Consider the following 18552-nt stretch of genomic DNA (forward strand, 5'->3'; position numbering starts at 1 on the left):
GTCGCCTACTTGATAAAGGACACCTCGCCCCGCGCGCTCGGCGCCAACATGTCGAGACACCCTTCCAGTTCCCCGCTCGCGTCGGCGCAAGCGGTCACGCCATTCAACAGCAACCGACCCGCCTGCCCGCAGCCCACGCCAGCCATGTCGAAGACGGAGAGGCTGGTCTTTCCCGCGGCGAGCGGCGCGGCCTCCACCGCCAGACGCTTGGCGACCACGCCATCGGTATCGAAGAGAACCAGATCCAGCTTGAGACTCTGGAACGCGACATCCGTGGCGTTCTCGAACACCAGATAGGCCCGGCAGGCCCCCTCCCGCGATTCGAGTTTGTTCAGATCCACCGAGACCGATGCTCCCTGAGCATGCGCCACGCCAAGAGTGAGAAGCAGCATGCCCAGGATCTTCGCGACAAATTTCACGACGTGCCTCTTCGCTTTGAATTCGATCGGGCAAACCTATTGTCATTGCGACGCAATTGCAATCCGCTTCTGGAAGAATCCTTCGCACCGCACCAACCCCCCGCCAAGTGCCTATTTTCCAAGCAGAACGCGCTTCGCCTCGTTGACCCGCCGGGCCAGGGCATCCGACCCACCGACATCCGGATGAACCAACTTCATCAGCCGGCGATGGGCCGCGCGGATATCGCTTTCGCTCGCGCCGTCGGAGAGACCGAGGATACCGAGGGCTTCCGCCCGGCTCATCGCCCCGGGCACCCCTTCTCCCGACCCTCCGGCATCCGATCCGTCCGAGGGGCCGCGCCCCGGTCCCTCGCCCCCACCGAAGCCGCCCCCGCCGAAGCCACCCTGGTAGCGACCCGCGCGGTCGCCGTCATCGCCCCCGAACTGGCGACGCCAGTCGGGTCCATGGGTCCGGTCCAGATAGGTTTCCAGCACCCGCATCGACTGCGCGTCGGCAGCCGCCACCTCGCGCGCCAGATCGAGGCGTTCCCCCTCGTCCAGGTCGCTCAGGCGGCGCCCGACGAAGCGCCCCTCGCGGACGTCCCCATCCATCTCCCCGCTATCATGATCCAGGGTCATCTCGAAAAAGCGGGTCGAGACGCTGGACCGCCCCCCGCCCTTTCGCCCGCCCCCCTTGAAGCCGGCGCCCATGCCCTTCAGGCCAGCGAAGACATTGCGCAGCATGAGAAGCCGGTTGACCCAGGGCAGCACCCCGATCAACGCGGCCCAAATCAGCGAGAACCGCCCGGTGACGAGCAAGAGCAGCAGGATCGCGAGTCCGAGACCAGCGAACACCCACTTTCCCGATTCAAGAATCCGGCGGGGGTGTGCCGTGGTCGCCCAATTGAAGACCAGATAGCCGAGCAGCAGCAGACCGGCGCCAAGGAGAAGGTAGCTCATCGCCGTCCGCTCAGCCGGTCCGCGATCAGCCGGGCCTCGCCCCCGCCCGACCCGCTGGAATAATCCTCAAGCGCGGTCAATCCGCCGGCGGCATAGACCGCGACGGCGGAAAGCAGGCGTTTCAACTGGTCCGGCGCGCCCAGATCGAACGGGCACCACGCTCCGCCGGTCAGCCGCGCGATCTCGCGAAACGCCTTTTCCGCCACCGGGTCCCGCCCTTCCTGGAACAGGAAAACCGGCACGCCTTGCAGGGCAAGGTGGCCGGACTTGTCACAAACAGCGTCGATGTCCTCCTCGAACGCGTCGCCGACGAAGACCATGGCACCGACCCGGCGGCCGTCCTTGGCGGAACGCCCGGCCTCCTTCGCCGCATGACTCATCAGCCGGCCGATCTGCGTGCGGCCGCCGCGGCATCGCACCCCGCTCATAAGCCGGGCGAGCCCCCGCGCGTCGGGTTGCCATTTACCCGCCTTGCACTCCCCCAGCCCACGATAGAAGACCAGTTGCACGTCGAGGCCGCCGATGGTCCGCGTCGCCTCGAACATCTCGCCCTGGATTTGGCAGGCACGGTCCCAGGTTGGTTCGCGGCTCATCGTCGCGTCGAGGGCGAAGATCAACCGCCCCCGCGTCCCACCCCCGCCGGTGTGGGCCGGCGGGGCACGGCGCGCGGTCGCGAGGAAGGCGTCGACCGCTTCCTCCGTGCTTTCCGGCACGCGGGTCCCGCGACTCTTGTCCGGCGTTCTCGTCATACCGGCCAATATGGCGCGGCGGGGCGGTCTCGTCACCCCGTCGCCCTCGCTCCGTTCCGCCCCACCGTTACTCGGCCGTATTAACCAATCCGATCTCGCGCATCAGATCGCGCACCTCCTGCCGGGCGGCGAGGTGCGACATGTTCATCTTCACGTCCGACCCCGGATCCTTGAGATCGAGCAGGGTCAACCCCTTCAGGAACAACTCACGGAAGATCACGCGTTCCGAGAAGCCGCGCGCCGTGCGAAAGCGTATGCGCCCCGCCAGCCGGTCCAGCGCGTAATCCATGGCGCGTTGGTTCTTGCTGTCGAGCTGCCCCAGGCGATTGCGCATGACAACCCAGTCGAAGGTCCGGTTGCCGCCCTCGCGCCGGGCCTTCTCCATCTTAACCCGGAAGACCATTTCGGCATATTTGCTCGGGTGCCGGACCTCGTAGCTTTCCGGGTCGATCGTCGCCAGCACATCGAGATCGACGAAACTGTCGTTCAACGGCGTGATCAGCGTATCGGCATAGGAATGCCCGATCCGGCTCAGGCTGTTGTCGGAGCCGGGCGTGTCGATCACCAGGAAATCGGCGCTTCGCGACAAGCGCGCCACCACTTCCGCGACGGTCTCCCGTTCCTCGGTCTCGGCCGCGCCCCGGCTGTCGGACGCGGCGGCCTTCACCGCCTCGAAGGCGGGCATGGGAAGACGCAGTTTCCGGGCCTCGCAATAGGCGCGGCGGTTCGCGATATAGCGGGTCAGCGTCCCCTGCTCCGCGTCGAGGTCGAGACAGGCGACCCGCGCGCCCTCGGCCATCAGGGACGCGGCCACATGCATCGCCGTCGTCGATTTGCCGGAACCGCCCTTCTGGTTGCCGACGACCAGCACATGAGCCCGGTCTTCCGGCTCCGTCGCGTCACGGTCGTCCTTACCGCCCATGTCGCTCGTCCGCGCGGATATCCCGCCCGCGTCGCGTTCGCCGTCTGCGCTCCCCATCATCGGATCGGCCACCCCCTCGCTCATGATCGTCGGCGTCCCCCTGTCACTATTATACCCGGCATGCGCCCGGATCATGTCCATGCCGCGCCTTTCGGCCGCGGTTTCCCGGCACGCCTCACGGCCGCGGACATGGCGGCCAGCATTGAGGCTTGATCCCGGCGCTGGCTCCAGCCTTTATTCTGGAGCGCGCCCGCGCGATGCTGATGATTCAGTCATCGCGCGAGTCGGGAGGCGCTGGCAACCGCCACCCCTCCGGACACCGTATGAATCGCAATGAATCGCAACCGAACGCAGTGAGAACGATATGGGATACCGGGCGGCCATGGTGAAGCGGCAGACGACCGCGTTCGCGCTGATCGGCGTCCTCGTCGCCATGGGGGCGGTGATGGGGGCCTGCGACCGGATCGGCCTCCAGCCCCCGGGATTGGAAGATGTCGGGCTGGACGCGCTGGCGCCGGAGCCCTACGCCTTCACGGCCGTCCCGGAGAGCGACCCGCGCGTGCCGGCGAACACCGTCATGCGCTACAACCTGCCAACGCTTTCGGATGCGTCCAGCCTCCTCTTCACCCGCATCAACGAGGATGAGCAGGTGTTCGAACGCCGGCGCATCTGGCGCACGGCGGACGAAGGCGGCGTCAACGCCTCGATCATCGTGCGCTCGCGCACCAACGGGCGCGAGATCGACATGCCGCAGGACATCCGGGAATCGATCGAACTCTGGCCCGACCTCTACATTAAGACCGTTTCCTTCGATAAGCTCTATGTGTCCCGCAATGCGCTCGGCTCGGTGAACTGGCAACGGTTCGAGGCGGGCGGCCAGCTCTGCGTCCTGTTCCAGCAAGGGATCGGCACCAATCCGGAGGAGGTGTTGCGGCGTGTCGTCGGCTATTACTGCGCCGCCGTCGGCGACGGTCTGACGCCCGGCCAGGCGGAAACCGTCGTACGCTCCGTTCAATTGGTCGACCGGGACGGATAGAACGCCGGACGGCACGCGGAACCGGCGCGACACGGACATTCCGGCCGCATCGCGTCGATTTCCTGCTGTCACACTCTTTCCTTTCGCGCCGCCAACCCCCATCATCCAGGGCATGACGAAATTCTGGAATGCAATGGTGCGCGGCATCCTCGCGCTGGGGCTGCTCTTGATCCTGCTGCTGGCGGGACCGCTCACGATGTTGGCGAGCAGCGGCGCGGCAGGATCGGATTGGCGCAGTGCCTCGCGCGAGATCATGGGCCTCGCCCCGGACCCGGTGGAAACGCCCGGGGCCGTTGTCCAGGTCTATGCCGCGCGCGCCTATGGCTGGCGCGGCGCCTTCGGCGTGCATAGCTGGATCGCGGTGAAACCGGCCGGCGCGGACGATTACCGCAGCTATCATGTGCTCGGCTGGCGGGCGCGCCATGGCGGTAATTCGGTCGTCACCCGCACCGGGCCGCCGGATCGGGAATGGTACGGCAATCCGCCCCAACTGATCGCGCATCTTGAGGGGCCGGAGGCCGAGGCGGCGATTCCCCTGATCGAGGAAAGGGTCGACGCCTATCCGCACGCGCGCACCTATCACGTCTGGCCCGGCCCCAACAGCAACACCTTCACGGCCTGGGTCGCGCGCGGTATTCCGGCGCTCGAACTCGACCTGCCGCCAACCGCGATCGGCAAGGATTATCGCCCGGCGACCGGGATCGTCGGCCAATCGGTAAGCGGAACGGGCGTGCAGGTTTCCCTCTTCGGCTTGCTCGGCGTCACGGCGGCGCTGCGCGAGGGGTTGGAGATCAATATCGCGGGCATGACCTTCGGCGTCGACCCGGACGATATGAACCTGAAACTGCCCGGCATCGGGCGGATCGGCCCACCGCCCGACCGGCGCGCCGGCGCCCTGTCCGAGTAATCACGGGATCACGGCCCACGCCGCTGGCCTTCGGCCATTGGATCGGATACATCTCGGCAATTCAGGGTGGGAAGAGTTGGCGCGAGCGACGGGCAATCGATGAGCATCTGGGGCAAGATCGTCGGCGGGGCCGCGGGCCTCGCCATCGGCGGGCCGATCGGGATGCTGATCGGCGCGGTCGGCGGTCATTTCGTCGATCGCTATTATGGCGAGCGCGACGAACAAGAAGCCGACCCCGAACGGGCCCGGAAATCGATCGGCTTCACCATCGCCGTCATCGTCCTCGGCGCCAAGATGGCCAAGGCCGACGGCCATGTCACCCAGGACGAAATCCGCGCCTTCAAGGACGTCTTCAAGGTCCCGCAGGACGAGATGGACAATGTCGCGCGCGTCTTCAATCAGGCGCGCAAGGACGCCCGCGGGTTCGAGCCCTATGCCCGGCAGGTCGCGGGCATGTTCAAGGGCGCGCCGGAAGTGCTGGAGGAACTGCTCTGGTGCCTCGCCTATATCGCCAAGGCCGACCAGAAACTGCATCCGCAGGAGCTTGAGTTCCTGAAGCAGGTTGCCGATATCTTCGGCTTCGACGACGCGCGGTTCGAGCGGGTGACGCAACTCCGCCTCGACGGCGACATGGCGGACCCCTATCAGACGCTCGGCGTCTCGAAGGAGGCGAGCGCGGAGGAGATCAAGCGCGCCCACCGCCGCCTCGTCGTGGAGAACCACCCCGACAAGATGATCGCCAAGGGCATGCCGGAGGAGTTCGTCGCGGTGGCGAACGAGAAGCTGGCCGCGATCAACGCCGCCTACGAACGCATCCGCAAGGAACGCGGACTGTGACCGATCACCGCGCCGGGATATGCCCATGACGGACGGCGCCCCGCCCATCCAGGCGCGGCCGAGCCCGAATTTCGGCCCCCGCCGGCCCGATGCGGACGGTCGGCAGGCGGCGGTCGACATGCTGGTCCTGCATTACACGGACATGGAAAACGCGACCGTCTCGCTCGACCGGCTGTGCGATCCCAGCGCTCAAGTCAGCGCCCATTACCTGATCGACGAGGACGGGACGATCCATCAATTGGTGGCGGAGGCCGAACGGGCCTGGCACGCCGGTCTCGCCTATTGGCGCGGCATACGGGACGTCAATTCCCGCTCCATCGGAATCGAATTGCAGAACCCGGGACACCGTCTCGGCTACCGCCCCTTTCCGGACGCGCAGATCGACAGCCTTATCGCACTGGCGCACGACCTGCTGACGCGCCATCCGATACGCCCGCGCAATATCCTCGGCCATTCCGACGTGGCCCCGGCGCGCAAGCGCGACCCGGGGGAGTTGTTTCCCTGGCCCCGGCTGGCCGCGCACGGAATCGGCCTGTGGCCCGACGGACCGGTCGAAGCCGGCGGTAGCCTGCCGGACATCCTGGCCGGTATCGGATATGATCGCGAGGCGGAACATCTGGTCGAGGCCTTCCAGCGCCGCTACCGCCCAGCCCGGATCGATGGCCGGGCCGATGCCGAGACCACCGGCCTCGCCGCCGCCGTCCTGGCGCTTTGCGAGGAAACAGACACCCCCCGAGCGGAAGGAGACGAGGAACCATGAGCGGAACCGTCACCTATTATTACAGCCACGTCTCGCCCTGGAGCTTCCTGGGCCATCGACGCCTTATCGCGATGGCGGCGGATGCCGGCGCGACGGTGCTGTTCCGACCGGTTTCGGTGGCGGAAATTTTCCCGAAGACGGGCGGCCTGCCGCTCGCCAAGCGCCCTCCGGAGCGGCGCGCCTATCGCATGGCGGAACTGAAGCGCTGGCCGGAGCGGCTCGGCCTCTCGCTCAATGTGGAGCCAAAGTACTTTCCCGCCGACGACCGGCCCGCCGGCCGGCTCGCCGCCGTCGCGCTCGCCCATGGGCTCGATGTCGGCGCGCTTTCGGAGCGGATCATGAGCGGCGTCTGGCAACGCGAGGAGAACATCGCCGACCGCGCGACGCTCGTCGCCATCGCGACGGAACTCGGCCATGACGGCGAGGCGCTGGTGACGGAAAGCGAAAGCATGGAGGCCGACAATCGCCTGGCCGCCCTTTGCGAGGAGGCGCTCGCCGCCGGCTGCTTCGGCGTGCCCTGGTACGATGTGGCGGGCGAGCCTTTCTGGGGGCAGGACCGCCTGGACTTCGTCGCCCAACGGCTGGGCGTGGTGTAGTCGGCCCTGTCCTAGGATAAAGCCCGAATCTGCGCGACCAGAAGATCGTAGAATCCGTCCGCGTCGAGGTCGCTCATGATCGTGACGGTGGGGTCGCGTCCCGTTTGGCCGTTCCAGTCCGCGACGAGGCGCCCCATCGAAACGTCGGAAGCCGTATCGACCGTGGCCGCGACACCCTCCCCCCGGAACAGATCGGGCGCCAGGAGATAGGCGATGGTGCAGGGGTCGTGCAACACAGCGCGTCCCGTGCGCCCACGATAGGCGGCGAGCATGGCGGCGAGTGTCTCCCCAACTGGCGTGGCGAGCGTGCGCAGGGCATCGATCCGGGCTTCCGTCACGACCGCCTGGCGCGTGACGTCGAGCGGCATCACGACGACCGGCACCCCGCTTTCCAGCACGATGCGCGCGGCATGCGGATCGGCCGCGAAATTGAACTCCGCCACCGGGGTCACGTTCCCGCCGACGCGCGCGGCCCCGCCCATCACCACGATCTCCGACAGGCAATCGGCGATGTCCGGCGCCATCACGAGGGCGCAGGCGATATTGGTCAGCGGACCGATCGGCACCAGGGTCAGCCCCTTGGGCCCGCTTTCCCGGGCGATGCGGCGGATGGCATCGACCGCGTGTTCCGACCGCGCCGACACGCCCACCGGCAGATCGACACCACCGATCCCGCCTTCGCCATGAACATGCTGCGCCCGAAGCGTCCCGCCGACCAGGGCACGCGGGCATCCGGCATGAAGCGGCACGTCCGTGCGCCCGGCAAGCGCCAGCAGCCCCGAGGCATTGCGCGTCACCGCCGCCAACCCGACATTGCCGGCGACCGTCGTGAGCGCGACGAGATCCAGCACCGCCCGCGCACCGAGGGCCATCAAAATCGCGGCCGCATCGTCCAGTCCCGGATCGCAATCGATCAGAATCCGCCGCACCGCGGCCATGCACGCCTCCCGTCGCCTCGCCTCGTGACGGTTCCTCGATTACCGGATGGCGGCTGCCGGCGCAGCAAGATTTCGGAAGCGGGGGGCGCGGCGCGCGCTTTGCTGCGAAGTTGGGGCGAAGCGATTTTCCCTCTTCACGGCTCCCCCGACTAGTCCCTATATGGGAGTAATATTCTTTCACGCGAGGATGCCGCGCACCGAAACCGATGCGCGCCCGGAACGGGCTGGCGAGATCCCCGCCCCACGCCGCCATGGAGGCTTCGAGTATCATGACCCTGTTCACCAGCGAGCATTTCGACGACCACGAACAGGTGGTCTTCGCCTCCGACGCAACGACCGGCCTGAAGGCGATCATCGCGATCCACAACACCAATCGCGGCCCGGCCTTGGGCGGGTGCCGGATGTGGGCTTACGACAGCGAGGAGGCGGCGATCGCCGATGTGCTGCGCCTGTCGCGCGGCATGACCTACAAGAACGCGCTGGCCAACCTGCCCTGGGGCGGCGGCAAGTCGGTGATCATCGCCGACGCGGTATCCGACAAGACCCCCGCCATGATGGAGGCGATGGGCGTCGCGGTGGAGCGCCTGAACGGCCGCTATATCGTCGCCGAGGATGTCGGCACGACGCCCGAGGACATGGTCGAGATCGACAAGGCGACCGACCATGTGCGCGGCGTCAAGGGCAAGGGGTTCGACCCCTCGCCCGCCACGGCCTATGGCTGTTTCGCCGGTATCAAGGCATCGGTGAAGGAACGTCTGGGCCGCAGCGATCTGGAGGGTATCCGCGTGGCGGTGCAGGGGCTCGGCCATGTCGGCTACGACCTCGCCCATCAATTGCGCGAGGCGGGGGCCGACCTCGTCGTCGCCGACCTCAACGAGAACGCCATCGCCAAGGCACGCAACGAACTCGGCGCGAAGGTCGTCGCGCGCGACGCCATCCATGCGGAGGATGTCGATGTCTTCGCGCCCTGCGCGCTCGGCGCCGTGATCAACGACGAGACGGTTGGCGCCCTCAAGGCGAAGATCGTCGCCGGTTCGGCCAACAACCAACTGGCCGCCGACCGTCATGGGCAGGCGTTGGCCGACCGCGGCATCCTCTATGCGCCGGATTATGTCATCAACGCCGGTGGCGTGATCCACATCTACCATGAAGGGCCGAACTACGATAAACAGCGCGCCTTCGCCCATGTCGGGGAAATCGCCGACACCCTGGCCGAGATCTACGACCGCGCCGCCAAGGCGAAGGTTCCGACGCATGTCGCCGCCGACCGGCTCGCCGAGGAGCGCTTCGGCAAGCGCGCCTGACGCACCATCGGTATCGGTCCGACGGGGCCGGAGACAACTGGCCACTTTTCATCCGGGCCGCGCCGTCCCACGATGGCGCGGCCTTTTCCTTGTTATACGGATGGAAGAACCACGGGAACGAATGCGATGGATTTGAGCGATAGCGGCGTCACCAGCGCCAGCGGTGGGTGTCTGTGCGGTGCGGTGCGATTCCGGGTGGAGGGGCCGTTGCGTCCCACGGTCGGTTGCCATTGCGAGCAATGCCGGCGGACGAGCGGCCATTTCGTGAACGCCACCAATTGCGCGGTCGATCACCTGCATTTCGAGGCGGACGAGGGGCTGCGCTGGTACCGCTCCACCGATTTCGCGGAACGCGGTTTCTGCGCGACCTGCGGCTCCAGCTTGTTCTACCGACTGACGGACGGCGGCGTGCCGGGCCCGCGGATCAGCATCATGGCGGGCACGCTGGACCCGCCGACGGGCCTTTCGACCGCGGGCCATATCTTCCTCGGCGAGAAGTCGGACTATTACGAGGTCCAAGTCGACCTGCCCTGCCACGTGGCCGGTTATGACAGCCCCTTGGCGCGATAGAGCACGTATCCTGGCCCCATTGGTCCCTTGGGCACGGCGCCGGCCGGCCCTGATCGTCGTCATGCTTCTCATCCTCGTCGGCTCCGCGCTCGTCGGAAACCGGCTGCACGAGACGCGCGCGACGGGAGGCGTCGGCTATCTCCAGGCCGAGATTTTCCTGACCGACGAGGCCCTGCCGGTGGAGGAGCGCAAGCGCCGATTCTTCGACCGGCTGCGCCCCATCATCGTGGCGGAGAACGCCCGGGTCGCCGAACAGCGCGCCACCATCCTGGCCGCGCGCGACGCGGGAGAGAGCGGCGGGGCGGCAGCCGAACTGGCCGCGCGCTACGGGATCGAGGATTGGAACGCGGACGACGCGGACGCGGCCGATTGGCCGTCGCTCCTCGCCCGCGTCGACACGGTGCCTCTCACCCTGGCGCTGGCCCAGGCGGCCAATGAATCCAACTGGGGCCGATCCCGCTTCGCCCAGGAGGGACAAAATCTCTTCGGTCAATGGTGCTTTAGCGAAGGCTGCGGCCTCGTCCCCGAAGCGCGCGACGCCGAGGACACGCATGAGGTCGCGCGCTTCGACAGCATCAATGCCTCCGTCCGGGCCTATCTGCGCAACCTGAACACCGGCGGTGCCTATCGCCTCCTGAGGCAGACACGCCAACGCGCGCGCGCCGCCGACATGACGCCGAAAGACGGCGCGATGGCCGATGGTCTTGCCGATTATTCGGCCAGAGGCCAAGCCTACATCCATGAAATAAAGGCGATAATTCGAGCAAACCGGCCCCTCATGCTGGGCAGCGCGGCGGAATAGAGTCTCACGGAATCGTGAGGGCGTGCGATTCATCACAGCCATGTCACAGCACCCGTGATACCCTTCAGGTTCCCTAATGAATTGGAGGGTTACGTCATGTCCCGGTTTCCGATCACCAGATTGCGTATCCGTCTCCTGCTTTCCGCCGCCCTGATCAGCAGCGCCCTCATCGTCGGCCTGTCGTTCGAGGCGCTCGCCGGTTGCACGGGCGAGCATAAATCCACCCCCGACCAGACGGCACTCACCCAACCGGCGCCGGTCGGCCCGGAGCGGACCGAAGGGCCCGCGACCGCCGACCGGGACGCCCGCACGGCGCTCCCCGACATACGCGGGATCATGGCGGCGAACGATGCCGTCTCCATCGTGGATTGAGGGAGGCCGACGCGCGATACGCGCCGCTTGTCGCCGCTTGTCCTGGAGGCCTTTCTAACCGTGGATACAGGGTGTATCTCCTGATCCGTCGCGCGCGCGGCCATGATGGCCCGATCGCGCGACGGACAGGAGCGCGCGCAGGATGAACGACCCCGCTCGCGAGAGCGACCCGGCCTTTGGTCCGGTGCCGACCGCCCCCTCGCCCGCGGCCCCGGGCGAGAGCAACGCTGCGGCCCCAGGCGCCGACCCGGGCGTGAATTCCCGAACAGAGCCAAGTGCCCGTCCGGCCGGCCGGCGCGCACGGCGCTGGCGACCCGGATCGATCGGGCTGGCGGCGCTGACCATCGCGGCCATCATTTCCCTGCCGATCCTGACGGTGGCGGCCTTCCTGTTCCAGGAAACGGATCTGATGGGACATCTGGCGGAAAGCCTGCTGCCCCGCTACATCGCGAACACGGTCTGGATGATGATCGGCGTGCCGGCCGGCACGGCGGTGATCGGTGTCGGTTGCGCCTGGCTGGTCACGATGTGCCGGTTCCCGGGACGGTTGATCCTCGAATGGGCGCTGATCCTGCCGCTGGCCGCGCCCGCCTATATCCTGGCCTATGTCTATTCCGATTTCCTGCAGCATTCCGGCCCGGTTCAGACGGCGGTGCGCGAATTCATGGGATGGGGCCCCCGCGAAGGGTGGTTCCCAAATATCCGCTCGCTTCCCGGCGCGATCATCCTCTTCACGCTGACGCTCTATCCTTATGTCTACCTGCTGGCCCGGGCGGCCTTCCTGGAACAGTCGGTCGGCGTCTTCGAGGCGGCGCGCACATTGGGATGCAGCGCCTTCGCGGCCTTCCGGCGTATCGCCCTGCCGCTCGCCCGGCCGGCGATCGTCACCGGCGTCGCGTTGGCGCTGATGGAGACATTGGCCGATTTCGGCACCGTGCGTCATTTCGGCGTGCAGACCTTCACGACCGGCATTTATCGGGCCTACTACTCCTATGGCGACCCCGTGGCGGCGGCGCAGCTCGCCAGCATGCTGCTGGGTTTCGTCGCGCTGCTGCTGACGGTGGAACGACTGAGCCGCGGCAAGCGCGGATTCCAATCGACGGGTGCCTACAAGATCCTGCCCGGCTATACGCTCAAGGGCTGGCGCGCGGTCGGCGCGATGGCGGCCTGCGCGATACCCATCGCGCTCGGCTTCCTGATACCGGGCGGGTTGATGGTCGCGATGACGATCAAGGCCGGCAATCTGTTCGAGGCGCGCACGGCGGAACTCGTCTGGAACAGTGCCTCGCTCGCCCTGCTGGCGGCGGTGACGGCCGTGCTGACGGCGGTGATCCTGGCCTATGCCAACCGCCTCGACCGCTCGCGTCTGGCGCGCGGGGCGGTGCGCTTCTCGGGGCTCGGCTACGCGATTCCCGGGTCGGTCATCGCGGTCGGTCTGCTGATTCCGCTCGGCGCCTTCGACAATGCCCTGGACGGGTGGATGCGCGATACATTCGGCCTCTCGACCGGCCTGATCTTCACCGGCGGCCTGATCGGTCTGATCTATGCCTATCTCGTGCGCTTCATGGCGGTCGCCCTGCAGACGGTGGAGGCGGGGCTCGCCAAGGTGACGCCGAACATGGACGATGCCGCGCGCACGCTGGGCCGGGGTCCGCTTCGCACGCTGCGCCAGGTGCATGCCCCGATCCTCTCGACCAGCCTGCTGACGGCCGCGCTGATCGTCTTCGTCGATGTCATGAAGGAATTGCCGGCAACGCTGATCCTGCGGCCCTTTGATTTCAACACCCTGGCCATCACGGCGCACAATCTGGCCTCCGACGAGCGTCTGACGCAATCGGCGGCACCGTCGCTGATGATCGTGCTGGTCGGCCTCTTGCCGATCGTGCTGTTGAGCCGTCGCATCGCCCGCGCCCGGCCGGGCGCGTCCGCGAAATATCGACGCAAGCGCGGTGCCCCTCGCCGGCCCGACGCCCTCGCCGACCCGGCCGAATAACCTCCGACCTATCCGCCGGGGTCGTTTCGGAACCGCCATTCCCCCCGCCGCTTGGGTGCCGCGGGCTTCTTCCGGGCGACGCGCGAGAGCAGCCCCCCGATCACATCCTCCTGGATATCGCGCGGATCGAAGTCGCCCCCCAAGGCCATCTCGAAAAGTTGCGCGTAATCTTCCCGGTCCGGATGCTTGGGATCGTTCAGGACCTCGAGAAAATGCGCATAGCCGGGCGGCCCCCCGATATCCTCCGGCGGCGCCGCGTGCGCGCCGCCCAGGAAGCGGGGCAGGCGCTCCGCATCCTCGACATGCAGGGTGTCGAGCAATTGGATCTCGACGCGCCAGTAATCCCCGAAATCGTAGACATAGTGGAAATTCTCGACACCGCGCGCGATCAGCGTCCGAAGCCGTGCATTACGGGCCGACAGGACCGGCGGGTCGGCATCCTCCATCTCGGGACCATAGTGCTTGTCCCCGACCTCGAACGCCCAGAGATGATAATCATACCAACAGAACACGGCCTGGATGGCCTCATGCAACCGGGCGAGCGTCATCGACGTTCGGACCACGATCTCCCGCCACGGCGCCGGGTCGATCTCCACGAGCGTCAATCGAAGCCTGGCCCCGTTGAACCGATCCATCATTCCCTCCGCGCCTTTCCCGCCCTCATTTTTCCTTGGCTGGGAATCCGACGCAATGCCGGCACGCGGAAAAATCATCCGGAAAAGAAAGGACCCGCCCGACGGTGCCGGGCGGGTCAGTTTGCTTCAGACCCCAACAGCCTGAAAGGGTTTCGGTCGATCCGAGCGGCCACGCCCCGTTATCGCCCGGGGCGTTCGCGTGTCCGCGCGGCTTACTTGTAGCCGACCTCGTCATAGAGCATCTGGGCCTCGTTCTGATTGCGGCCCAGCGCTTCTAGATTGAGGGTGTCCTGCCGGAACAGGCCGAGCTTCGCGACATTCTCGCTCAGCGCGACGCCCGGTACCGCCGGATATTCGTTGTTGCCGGCGGAGAAATATTCCTGCGCCTCGTCGGAGGCGAGATATTCCAGGAACCGAATCGCGTTCTCGCGGTTCGGCGCGCTCTTCACGACGCCCGCGCCGGAGATGTTCACATGCGCGCCGGTGCTGTTCTGGTTCGGGAAGACCCAGCCGATCTTGGCGATCTCCTCCTCGCCGAGGCCCTTCACCCCGCCGCCGAGCGCGCGGGCGAAGTAATAGGTATTGGCCACGGCCACGCCGCACTGGCCGGACGCGATGCCGCGAAGCTGATCGGTATCGCCGCCTTCCGGTTCGCGCGCGCGGTTGTTCCACATGCCCTCGGCCCAGGCCTTGGCCTCGTCCGCGCCGTGATGCTCGATCATCGCGGCCATCAGGGACAACATATAGATATTGCCGCTGGAGCGCGTGCAGACCATTCCCTCCAGCGACGGATCGGCGAGCGACTCATAGGTCGCGACCTGCCCATGATCCAAACGCGTCTTGTCGTAGAAAATGATCCGCGCGCGCTGCGAGAAGCCGAACCAGAGGTCGTCCGGGTGACGCAGATGCGCGGGAATGCGCGCATGCAGGAAGTCCGATTCGACCGGCTGGAAGAGACCTTCCTCCTCCGCGCGCCAGATACGACCCGCATCGACGGTCAGCAGCACGTCGGCCGGGCTGTTCTCGCCCTCGGCCCGGATACGCTCGATCAACTGATCGGCATCACCCTCGATGCGGTTGATCTTGATCCCCGTTTCTTCCTCGAACTCGGAATAGAGTCGCTCGTCCGTGTCGTAGTGGCGTGAGCTATAGAGATTGATCTCGCCCTCGGCCTGCGCCGGCGCGACCGCACCGGCCGTCAAGAAGGCCGCGACCGCGATCGCGGCGCCATTCAGGAATGTCGATTTCATTGGTCGTTGGCTCCCTCGTTCGTCTTTCCGTGATGAACCACGCGCTCCCGACACGTGGCCTCCCCCTTCGGTGAATCCCCTAGGCGGATATCGCTACTGAAATTGAGAGTGATTGTCAATTGCATTAGGCGCACGTCCCCTCTTCCGAACGAGGGGGAGGGGAAGGGTTGGGGTGGGGCTGGTCGCGCCGTTCTTTATCGACGTTAGCTCCGAGGCGATCACCAATCCCGCAACCGCGTGACGTCCACTCCCGTCGCGGCTAATGTCCGCCATCATGTGTGGATTGGCCGGCTTCCTCGACCTTACCCGATCGACCGCCCGCGAGGCCATGGCCGCGCGGGTGGAGGCGATGTCGCGGGCGCTCACCCATCGGGGACCGGACGATTCCGGACGGTTCATCGCCGAGGATGCGGGCCTCGCGCTGGGATTCCGCCGATTGGCGATTATCGACCTCAGCGAAGCCGGTCACCAGCCGATGACCTCCGCCGACGGGCGATGGACCGTCTCCTACAATGGCGAAATCTATAACTACAAAGCCCTGCGGGCCGATCTCGAATCGACAGGTGTCCGCTTTCGCGGCCATTCGGATACCGAGGTGATGCTGGAGCATGTCGCCCGGCACGGCCCGCTCGCCACGGTCGAGAAGCTGGTCGGCATGTTCGCTATCGCCCTTTGGGACAGCCGGGAGCGTCAACTCTGGCTGTTTCGCGATCGGCTCGGGATCAAGCCGCTTTACCACGGCCGTCAGGGCGATCTGATTCTGTGGGGGTCGGAGTTGAAGGCGCTGGCCGCCCATCCCGACTGGCGGCCGGAAGTCGACCGGAAGGCGGTGGGACGCTATCTCCAATTCAACAGGGTTCCCGCCCCGCGCACGATCTATCGCGGCGTGGAGAAATTGGGCGCGGGCCATTGGTTGCGGATCGATGCGGGGGACGGCACCCGAACCGGCGGACGCTATTGGCGGCTGGAGGATGCGATAGACGGGCCTCGCGACCTCCACGACCCGCAGGAGGCCGTGGAGCGGCTCCATGCGCGTCTGCGCGAGGCCGTCTCCTGCCGCATGGTCGCCGACGTGCCGCTGGGGGCCCTGCTCTCCGGCGGGATCGACAGTTCGACGGTCGTCGCCCTGATGGCCGAGGCGTCGGGCCGACCGATCAAGACCTTCACGATCGGCTTCGACAATCAGGGCTTCGACGAAGCGGCGCATGCCAAGCAGGTGGCGGCCCATCTGCGGACCGACCACACGGAGCTTTATCTCGCCCCGCGCATCGCGCGCGATCTGATTCCCGACCTGCCGGACTGGTATGACGAGCCCTTCGCGGATTCCTCCGCACTGCCCACCTATCTCGTCAGCAAGCTCGCCCGCGAACAGGTGACGGTCGCCCTCAGCGGCGATGGCGGTGACGAGGCCTTCCTTGGTTATAACCGGCATCTGGCGCTCGCCCGGCTGGCGCGGCTCGACCATCTGCCGGCGGGCTTCCGCCGACTGACCGCGCGCGCGATCGAGGCGCTGGGCACCGGCGGGGTGGAGCGTCTGGCCAGCCTGCTGCCCAAGAGTAAGCGCCCCCGTCAGGCTGCCGACAAGGCGCTGAAGCTCGCCCGCGCGCTGGCGCAACCCGACACCGATCACCGCTATCTCGACCTGATCAGCCATTGGCGCGCCGAGGACGGCCTCGTGCCCGAGGGCGAACCGGGAGAGCTTCCGCCCACGACCCTGCCGCGGGGGCTGGACCCGGCCGCGCGGGCGGCGGCCTATGATACACTCGGCTATCTGCCGGACGACATCCTGACCAAGGTGGACCGCGCCAGCATGGCGGTCGGTCTGGAGGCGCGGGTGCCGCTGCTCGACCATCGGGTCGTGGAACTCGCCTGGCGCATGCCGACCTCCGTCCGGATGAAGGGCGGTATCGGGAAATGGCCGTTGCGCCGGATTCTCTATCGCTATGTCCCCCAGCATCTGGTGGAGCGGCCGAAAGCCGGCTTCGCCATTCCGCTCGGTGAATGGCTGCGCGATCCCTTGCGGGAGTGGGCGGAGGAGTTGTTGAGCGAACGACGGCTGAAGCAACGCGGCCTTGTCGACCCGGCGCCCGTGCGGGCCGCCTGGGCCGACCATCTGAAAGGCACCGGCCAGGGACGGGCGGAAGCCTTGTGGAATATCCTGATGCTGGAATCCTGGGCGGAACGGTGGCTCGACCGATGACGGCGGGGACGGCATCGAGCCAACCGCTGGACGGGCGCACGATCCTCTTCCTGGTGACGGAGGATTGGTATTTCCTGTCCCACCGCCTGCCGCTCGCCCGGGCGGCGCGGGACGCGGGCGCGCGCGTCGTCGTGGCGACGCGGATCAACGATGCCCGCGCGCGGTTGGAGGCGGAAGGCTTCACCGTCGTCCCCATCCCCTTCGACAGAAGCGGCCTCGACCCGCTGCGCGATCTCGCGACGATCCGCGCGATCCATGCCTGCTATCGCCGGCATGCGCCCGATATCGTCCATCACGTGGCGATGAAGCCGACGCTCTACGGCACGCTCGCCGGCTATCTCGCGGGCGTGCCGCATATCGTCAACGCCATGGCGGGAATGGGGTTCCTCTTCATCTCGCAAGGGATCAAGGCGCGGCTGCTGCGGCCCGCGATCCGGGCGGCCATGCGCCTCGCCAATCGCGGCCGGCGGGTCCGCGTCATCGTCCAGAACGACGACGACCGCGACCTGTTCCGCGCGCATCTGGGCGTGCCGGACAGGCGCATCGCGACGATCCGGGGCTCCGGCGTCGATGTCGACGCGTTGCGCCCCGCGCCGGAACCGGCGGTCGATGACGGGCACCCGCCGGTCGCGCTCTGCCTGTCGCGGATGTTGTGGGATAAGGGGATCGGGGAACTGGTCGAGGCCGCCCGCCTGCTGCGCCGGCGCGGCGTCCCGCTGACGATCCGCCTCGTCGGCCCCGGCGACGCCAATCCGGCGGCGATCGACCCGGAGCAGCTTCAAGCCTGGACGCGCGAGGGGCTGGTCGAGAGCCTGGGCCGCACGGCGGATATCGCGGGCGCCTATGCCGCCAGCCATATCGCGGTCCTGCCGAGCTATCGGGAGGGGTTGCCGAAATCGCTGCTGGAAGCGGCGGCCTGCGGGCGTCCGATCGTCGCGACCGACGTGCCCGGCTGCCGAGAAATCTGCGTCGAGGGAGAGACGGGTCTGCGCGTTCCCGCCCGCGCGGTCGAGCCGCTGGCCGATGCCCTGCAACGCCTCGCGGCCGACCCGGCGTTGCGCGCGCGCATGGGCGCCGCGGCCCGGCGCATGGCGGAGACGCGCTTCGCCACCGATCGGATCGTGGCCGAGACGCTGGCGCTCTACACCACGATGCTGGCGGGACGGGGCGACATCAGGGCCTGACCCGAAGGCGGGCGAGCCGCGCCGCCCGCAGATCGCGCCACAGCACATACCCCCAGGCGAGGAAGGCGGCGAGCCCCAACAGTCCCAGGCTGCCGATGGCGAACAGGATGAGTAGCGTTTCGGACATCGGCCCCGGGCT

20 protein-coding genes are annotated in these 18552 nt (G+C 67.2%); 12 read left to right on the forward strand and 8 right to left on the reverse strand.

Translation table 11 applies throughout. From position 1 onward, the window contains the following. Positions 1-5: 5 nt before the first annotated feature. The 4 genes from KAJ83_RS11030 to KAJ83_RS11045 all read right to left on the reverse strand — a co-directional run bounded on the left by KAJ83_RS11030 (position 6) and on the right by KAJ83_RS11045 (position 3113). Positions 6-419: a Tat pathway signal sequence domain protein gene (locus KAJ83_RS11030; protein WP_210682122.1), complete on the reverse strand. Its 414-nt coding sequence runs from the start codon at positions 417-419 to the stop codon at positions 6-8. Between the two features lie 111 nt (positions 420-530). Beyond that, positions 531-1358, reverse strand: a complete 828-nt coding sequence (locus KAJ83_RS11035) for a J domain-containing protein (RefSeq protein ID WP_210682123.1) — start codon at positions 1356-1358, stop codon at positions 531-533. Next, a complete protein-coding gene (locus tag KAJ83_RS11040; protein ID WP_210682124.1) occupies positions 1355-2107 on the reverse strand; it encodes a vWA domain-containing protein in 753 nt (250 codons plus the stop codon). Before KAJ83_RS11040 ends, KAJ83_RS11035 begins: the two co-directional genes overlap by 4 nt. 67 nt (positions 2108-2174) lie before the next feature. Beyond that, positions 2175-3113: a division plane positioning ATPase MipZ gene (locus KAJ83_RS11045; protein WP_281413126.1), complete on the reverse strand. Its 939-nt coding sequence runs from the start codon at positions 3111-3113 to the stop codon at positions 2175-2177. 298 nt (positions 3114-3411) lie between these two features. Here KAJ83_RS11045 and KAJ83_RS11050 point away from each other — a divergent pair, with 298 nt between their 5' ends. From KAJ83_RS11050 to KAJ83_RS11070, 5 genes are all read left to right on the forward strand, one after another. Beyond that, positions 3412-4065, forward strand: a complete 654-nt coding sequence (locus KAJ83_RS11050) for a hypothetical protein (protein WP_210682125.1) — start codon at positions 3412-3414, stop codon at positions 4063-4065. Positions 4066-4198: 133 nt separating this feature from the next. Beyond that, entirely contained in the window at positions 4199-4972 is a 774-nt protein-coding gene (locus tag KAJ83_RS11055; RefSeq protein WP_210682126.1) for a DUF3750 domain-containing protein, read from the forward strand. A gap of 99 nt (positions 4973-5071) precedes the next feature. After that, complete coding sequence (locus tag KAJ83_RS11060; RefSeq protein WP_210682127.1) at positions 5072-5809, forward strand: TerB family tellurite resistance protein; 738 nt, start codon at positions 5072-5074, stop codon at positions 5807-5809. A 25-nt stretch (positions 5810-5834) separates the two neighbouring features. Beyond that, positions 5835-6569, forward strand: coding sequence for an N-acetylmuramoyl-L-alanine amidase (locus tag KAJ83_RS11065; protein ID WP_210682128.1), 735 nt, complete (start codon positions 5835-5837; stop codon positions 6567-6569). Beyond that, positions 6566-7165, forward strand: a complete 600-nt coding sequence (locus KAJ83_RS11070) for a 2-hydroxychromene-2-carboxylate isomerase (RefSeq protein ID WP_210682129.1) — start codon at positions 6566-6568, stop codon at positions 7163-7165. The genes KAJ83_RS11065 and KAJ83_RS11070 overlap by 4 nt, the downstream gene beginning before the upstream one ends. A gap of 11 nt (positions 7166-7176) precedes the next feature. Here KAJ83_RS11070 and KAJ83_RS11075 read toward each other — a convergent pair whose 3' ends face one another. Beyond that, positions 7177-8103, reverse strand: coding sequence for a nucleoside hydrolase (locus tag KAJ83_RS11075; protein ID WP_210682130.1), 927 nt, complete (start codon positions 8101-8103; stop codon positions 7177-7179). A gap of 269 nt (positions 8104-8372) precedes the next feature. On the opposite strand from KAJ83_RS11075, the gene KAJ83_RS11080 reads away from it, so the two are divergent. The 5 genes from KAJ83_RS11080 (at position 8373) to KAJ83_RS11100 (ending at position 13144) form a co-directional block, all read left to right on the forward strand. Continuing rightward, positions 8373-9407, forward strand: a complete 1035-nt coding sequence (locus tag KAJ83_RS11080; RefSeq protein ID WP_210682131.1) for a Leu/Phe/Val dehydrogenase — start codon at positions 8373-8375, stop codon at positions 9405-9407. 126 nt (positions 9408-9533) lie between these two features. Then, entirely contained in the window at positions 9534-9977 is a 444-nt protein-coding gene (locus KAJ83_RS11085; protein ID WP_210682132.1) for a GFA family protein, read from the forward strand. A gap of 61 nt (positions 9978-10038) precedes the next feature. Next, the gene (locus KAJ83_RS11090; RefSeq protein WP_210682133.1) at positions 10039-10779 is read left to right on the forward strand and encodes a glucosaminidase domain-containing protein; all 741 of its coding nucleotides are present in this window, start codon (positions 10039-10041) and stop codon (positions 10777-10779) included. A 96-nt stretch (positions 10780-10875) separates the two neighbouring features. Beyond that, positions 10876-11151 (forward strand): hypothetical protein, encoded by a 276-nt coding sequence (locus KAJ83_RS11095; protein ID WP_210682134.1) that lies wholly within the window; start codon positions 10876-10878, stop codon positions 11149-11151. A gap of 142 nt (positions 11152-11293) precedes the next feature. Next, positions 11294-13144: an ABC transporter permease gene (locus KAJ83_RS11100; protein WP_210682135.1), complete on the forward strand. Its 1851-nt coding sequence runs from the start codon at positions 11294-11296 to the stop codon at positions 13142-13144. Positions 13145-13152: 8 nt separating this feature from the next. Here KAJ83_RS11100 and KAJ83_RS11105 read toward each other — a convergent pair whose 3' ends face one another. Next, positions 13153-13782 (reverse strand): plasmid pRiA4b ORF-3 family protein, encoded by a 630-nt coding sequence (locus KAJ83_RS11105; protein WP_210682136.1) that lies wholly within the window; start codon positions 13780-13782, stop codon positions 13153-13155. A gap of 209 nt (positions 13783-13991) precedes the next feature. Further along, complete coding sequence (locus KAJ83_RS11110) at positions 13992-15029, reverse strand: Fe(3+) ABC transporter substrate-binding protein (RefSeq protein WP_210682137.1); 1038 nt, start codon at positions 15027-15029, stop codon at positions 13992-13994. Between the two features lie 274 nt (positions 15030-15303). On the opposite strand from KAJ83_RS11110, the gene asnB reads away from it, so the two are divergent. Then, positions 15304-17229 (forward strand): asparagine synthase (glutamine-hydrolyzing), encoded by a 1926-nt coding sequence (gene asnB / locus KAJ83_RS11115; protein ID WP_210682138.1) that lies wholly within the window; start codon positions 15304-15306, stop codon positions 17227-17229. Beyond that, the gene (locus KAJ83_RS11120; RefSeq protein WP_246484439.1) at positions 17226-18413 is read left to right on the forward strand and encodes a glycosyltransferase family 4 protein; all 1188 of its coding nucleotides are present in this window, start codon (positions 17226-17228) and stop codon (positions 18411-18413) included. The genes asnB and KAJ83_RS11120 overlap by 4 nt, the downstream gene beginning before the upstream one ends. On the opposite strand, the gene KAJ83_RS11125 is transcribed toward KAJ83_RS11120, so the two are convergent. Then, positions 18403-18540 carry a hypothetical protein gene (locus KAJ83_RS11125; RefSeq protein WP_210682139.1) on the reverse strand — a complete coding sequence of 46 codons (138 nt, stop codon included), beginning with the start codon at positions 18538-18540 and terminating at the stop codon, positions 18403-18405. The two genes, KAJ83_RS11120 and KAJ83_RS11125, sit on opposite strands and share 11 nt — an antisense overlap. Positions 18541-18552 lie beyond the last annotated feature (12 nt).

Origin of the sequence: Marivibrio halodurans, assembly GCF_017963645.1 — a bacterium.
GTDB lineage: Bacteria > Pseudomonadota > Alphaproteobacteria > UBA8366 > Aestuariispiraceae > Marivibrio > Marivibrio halodurans.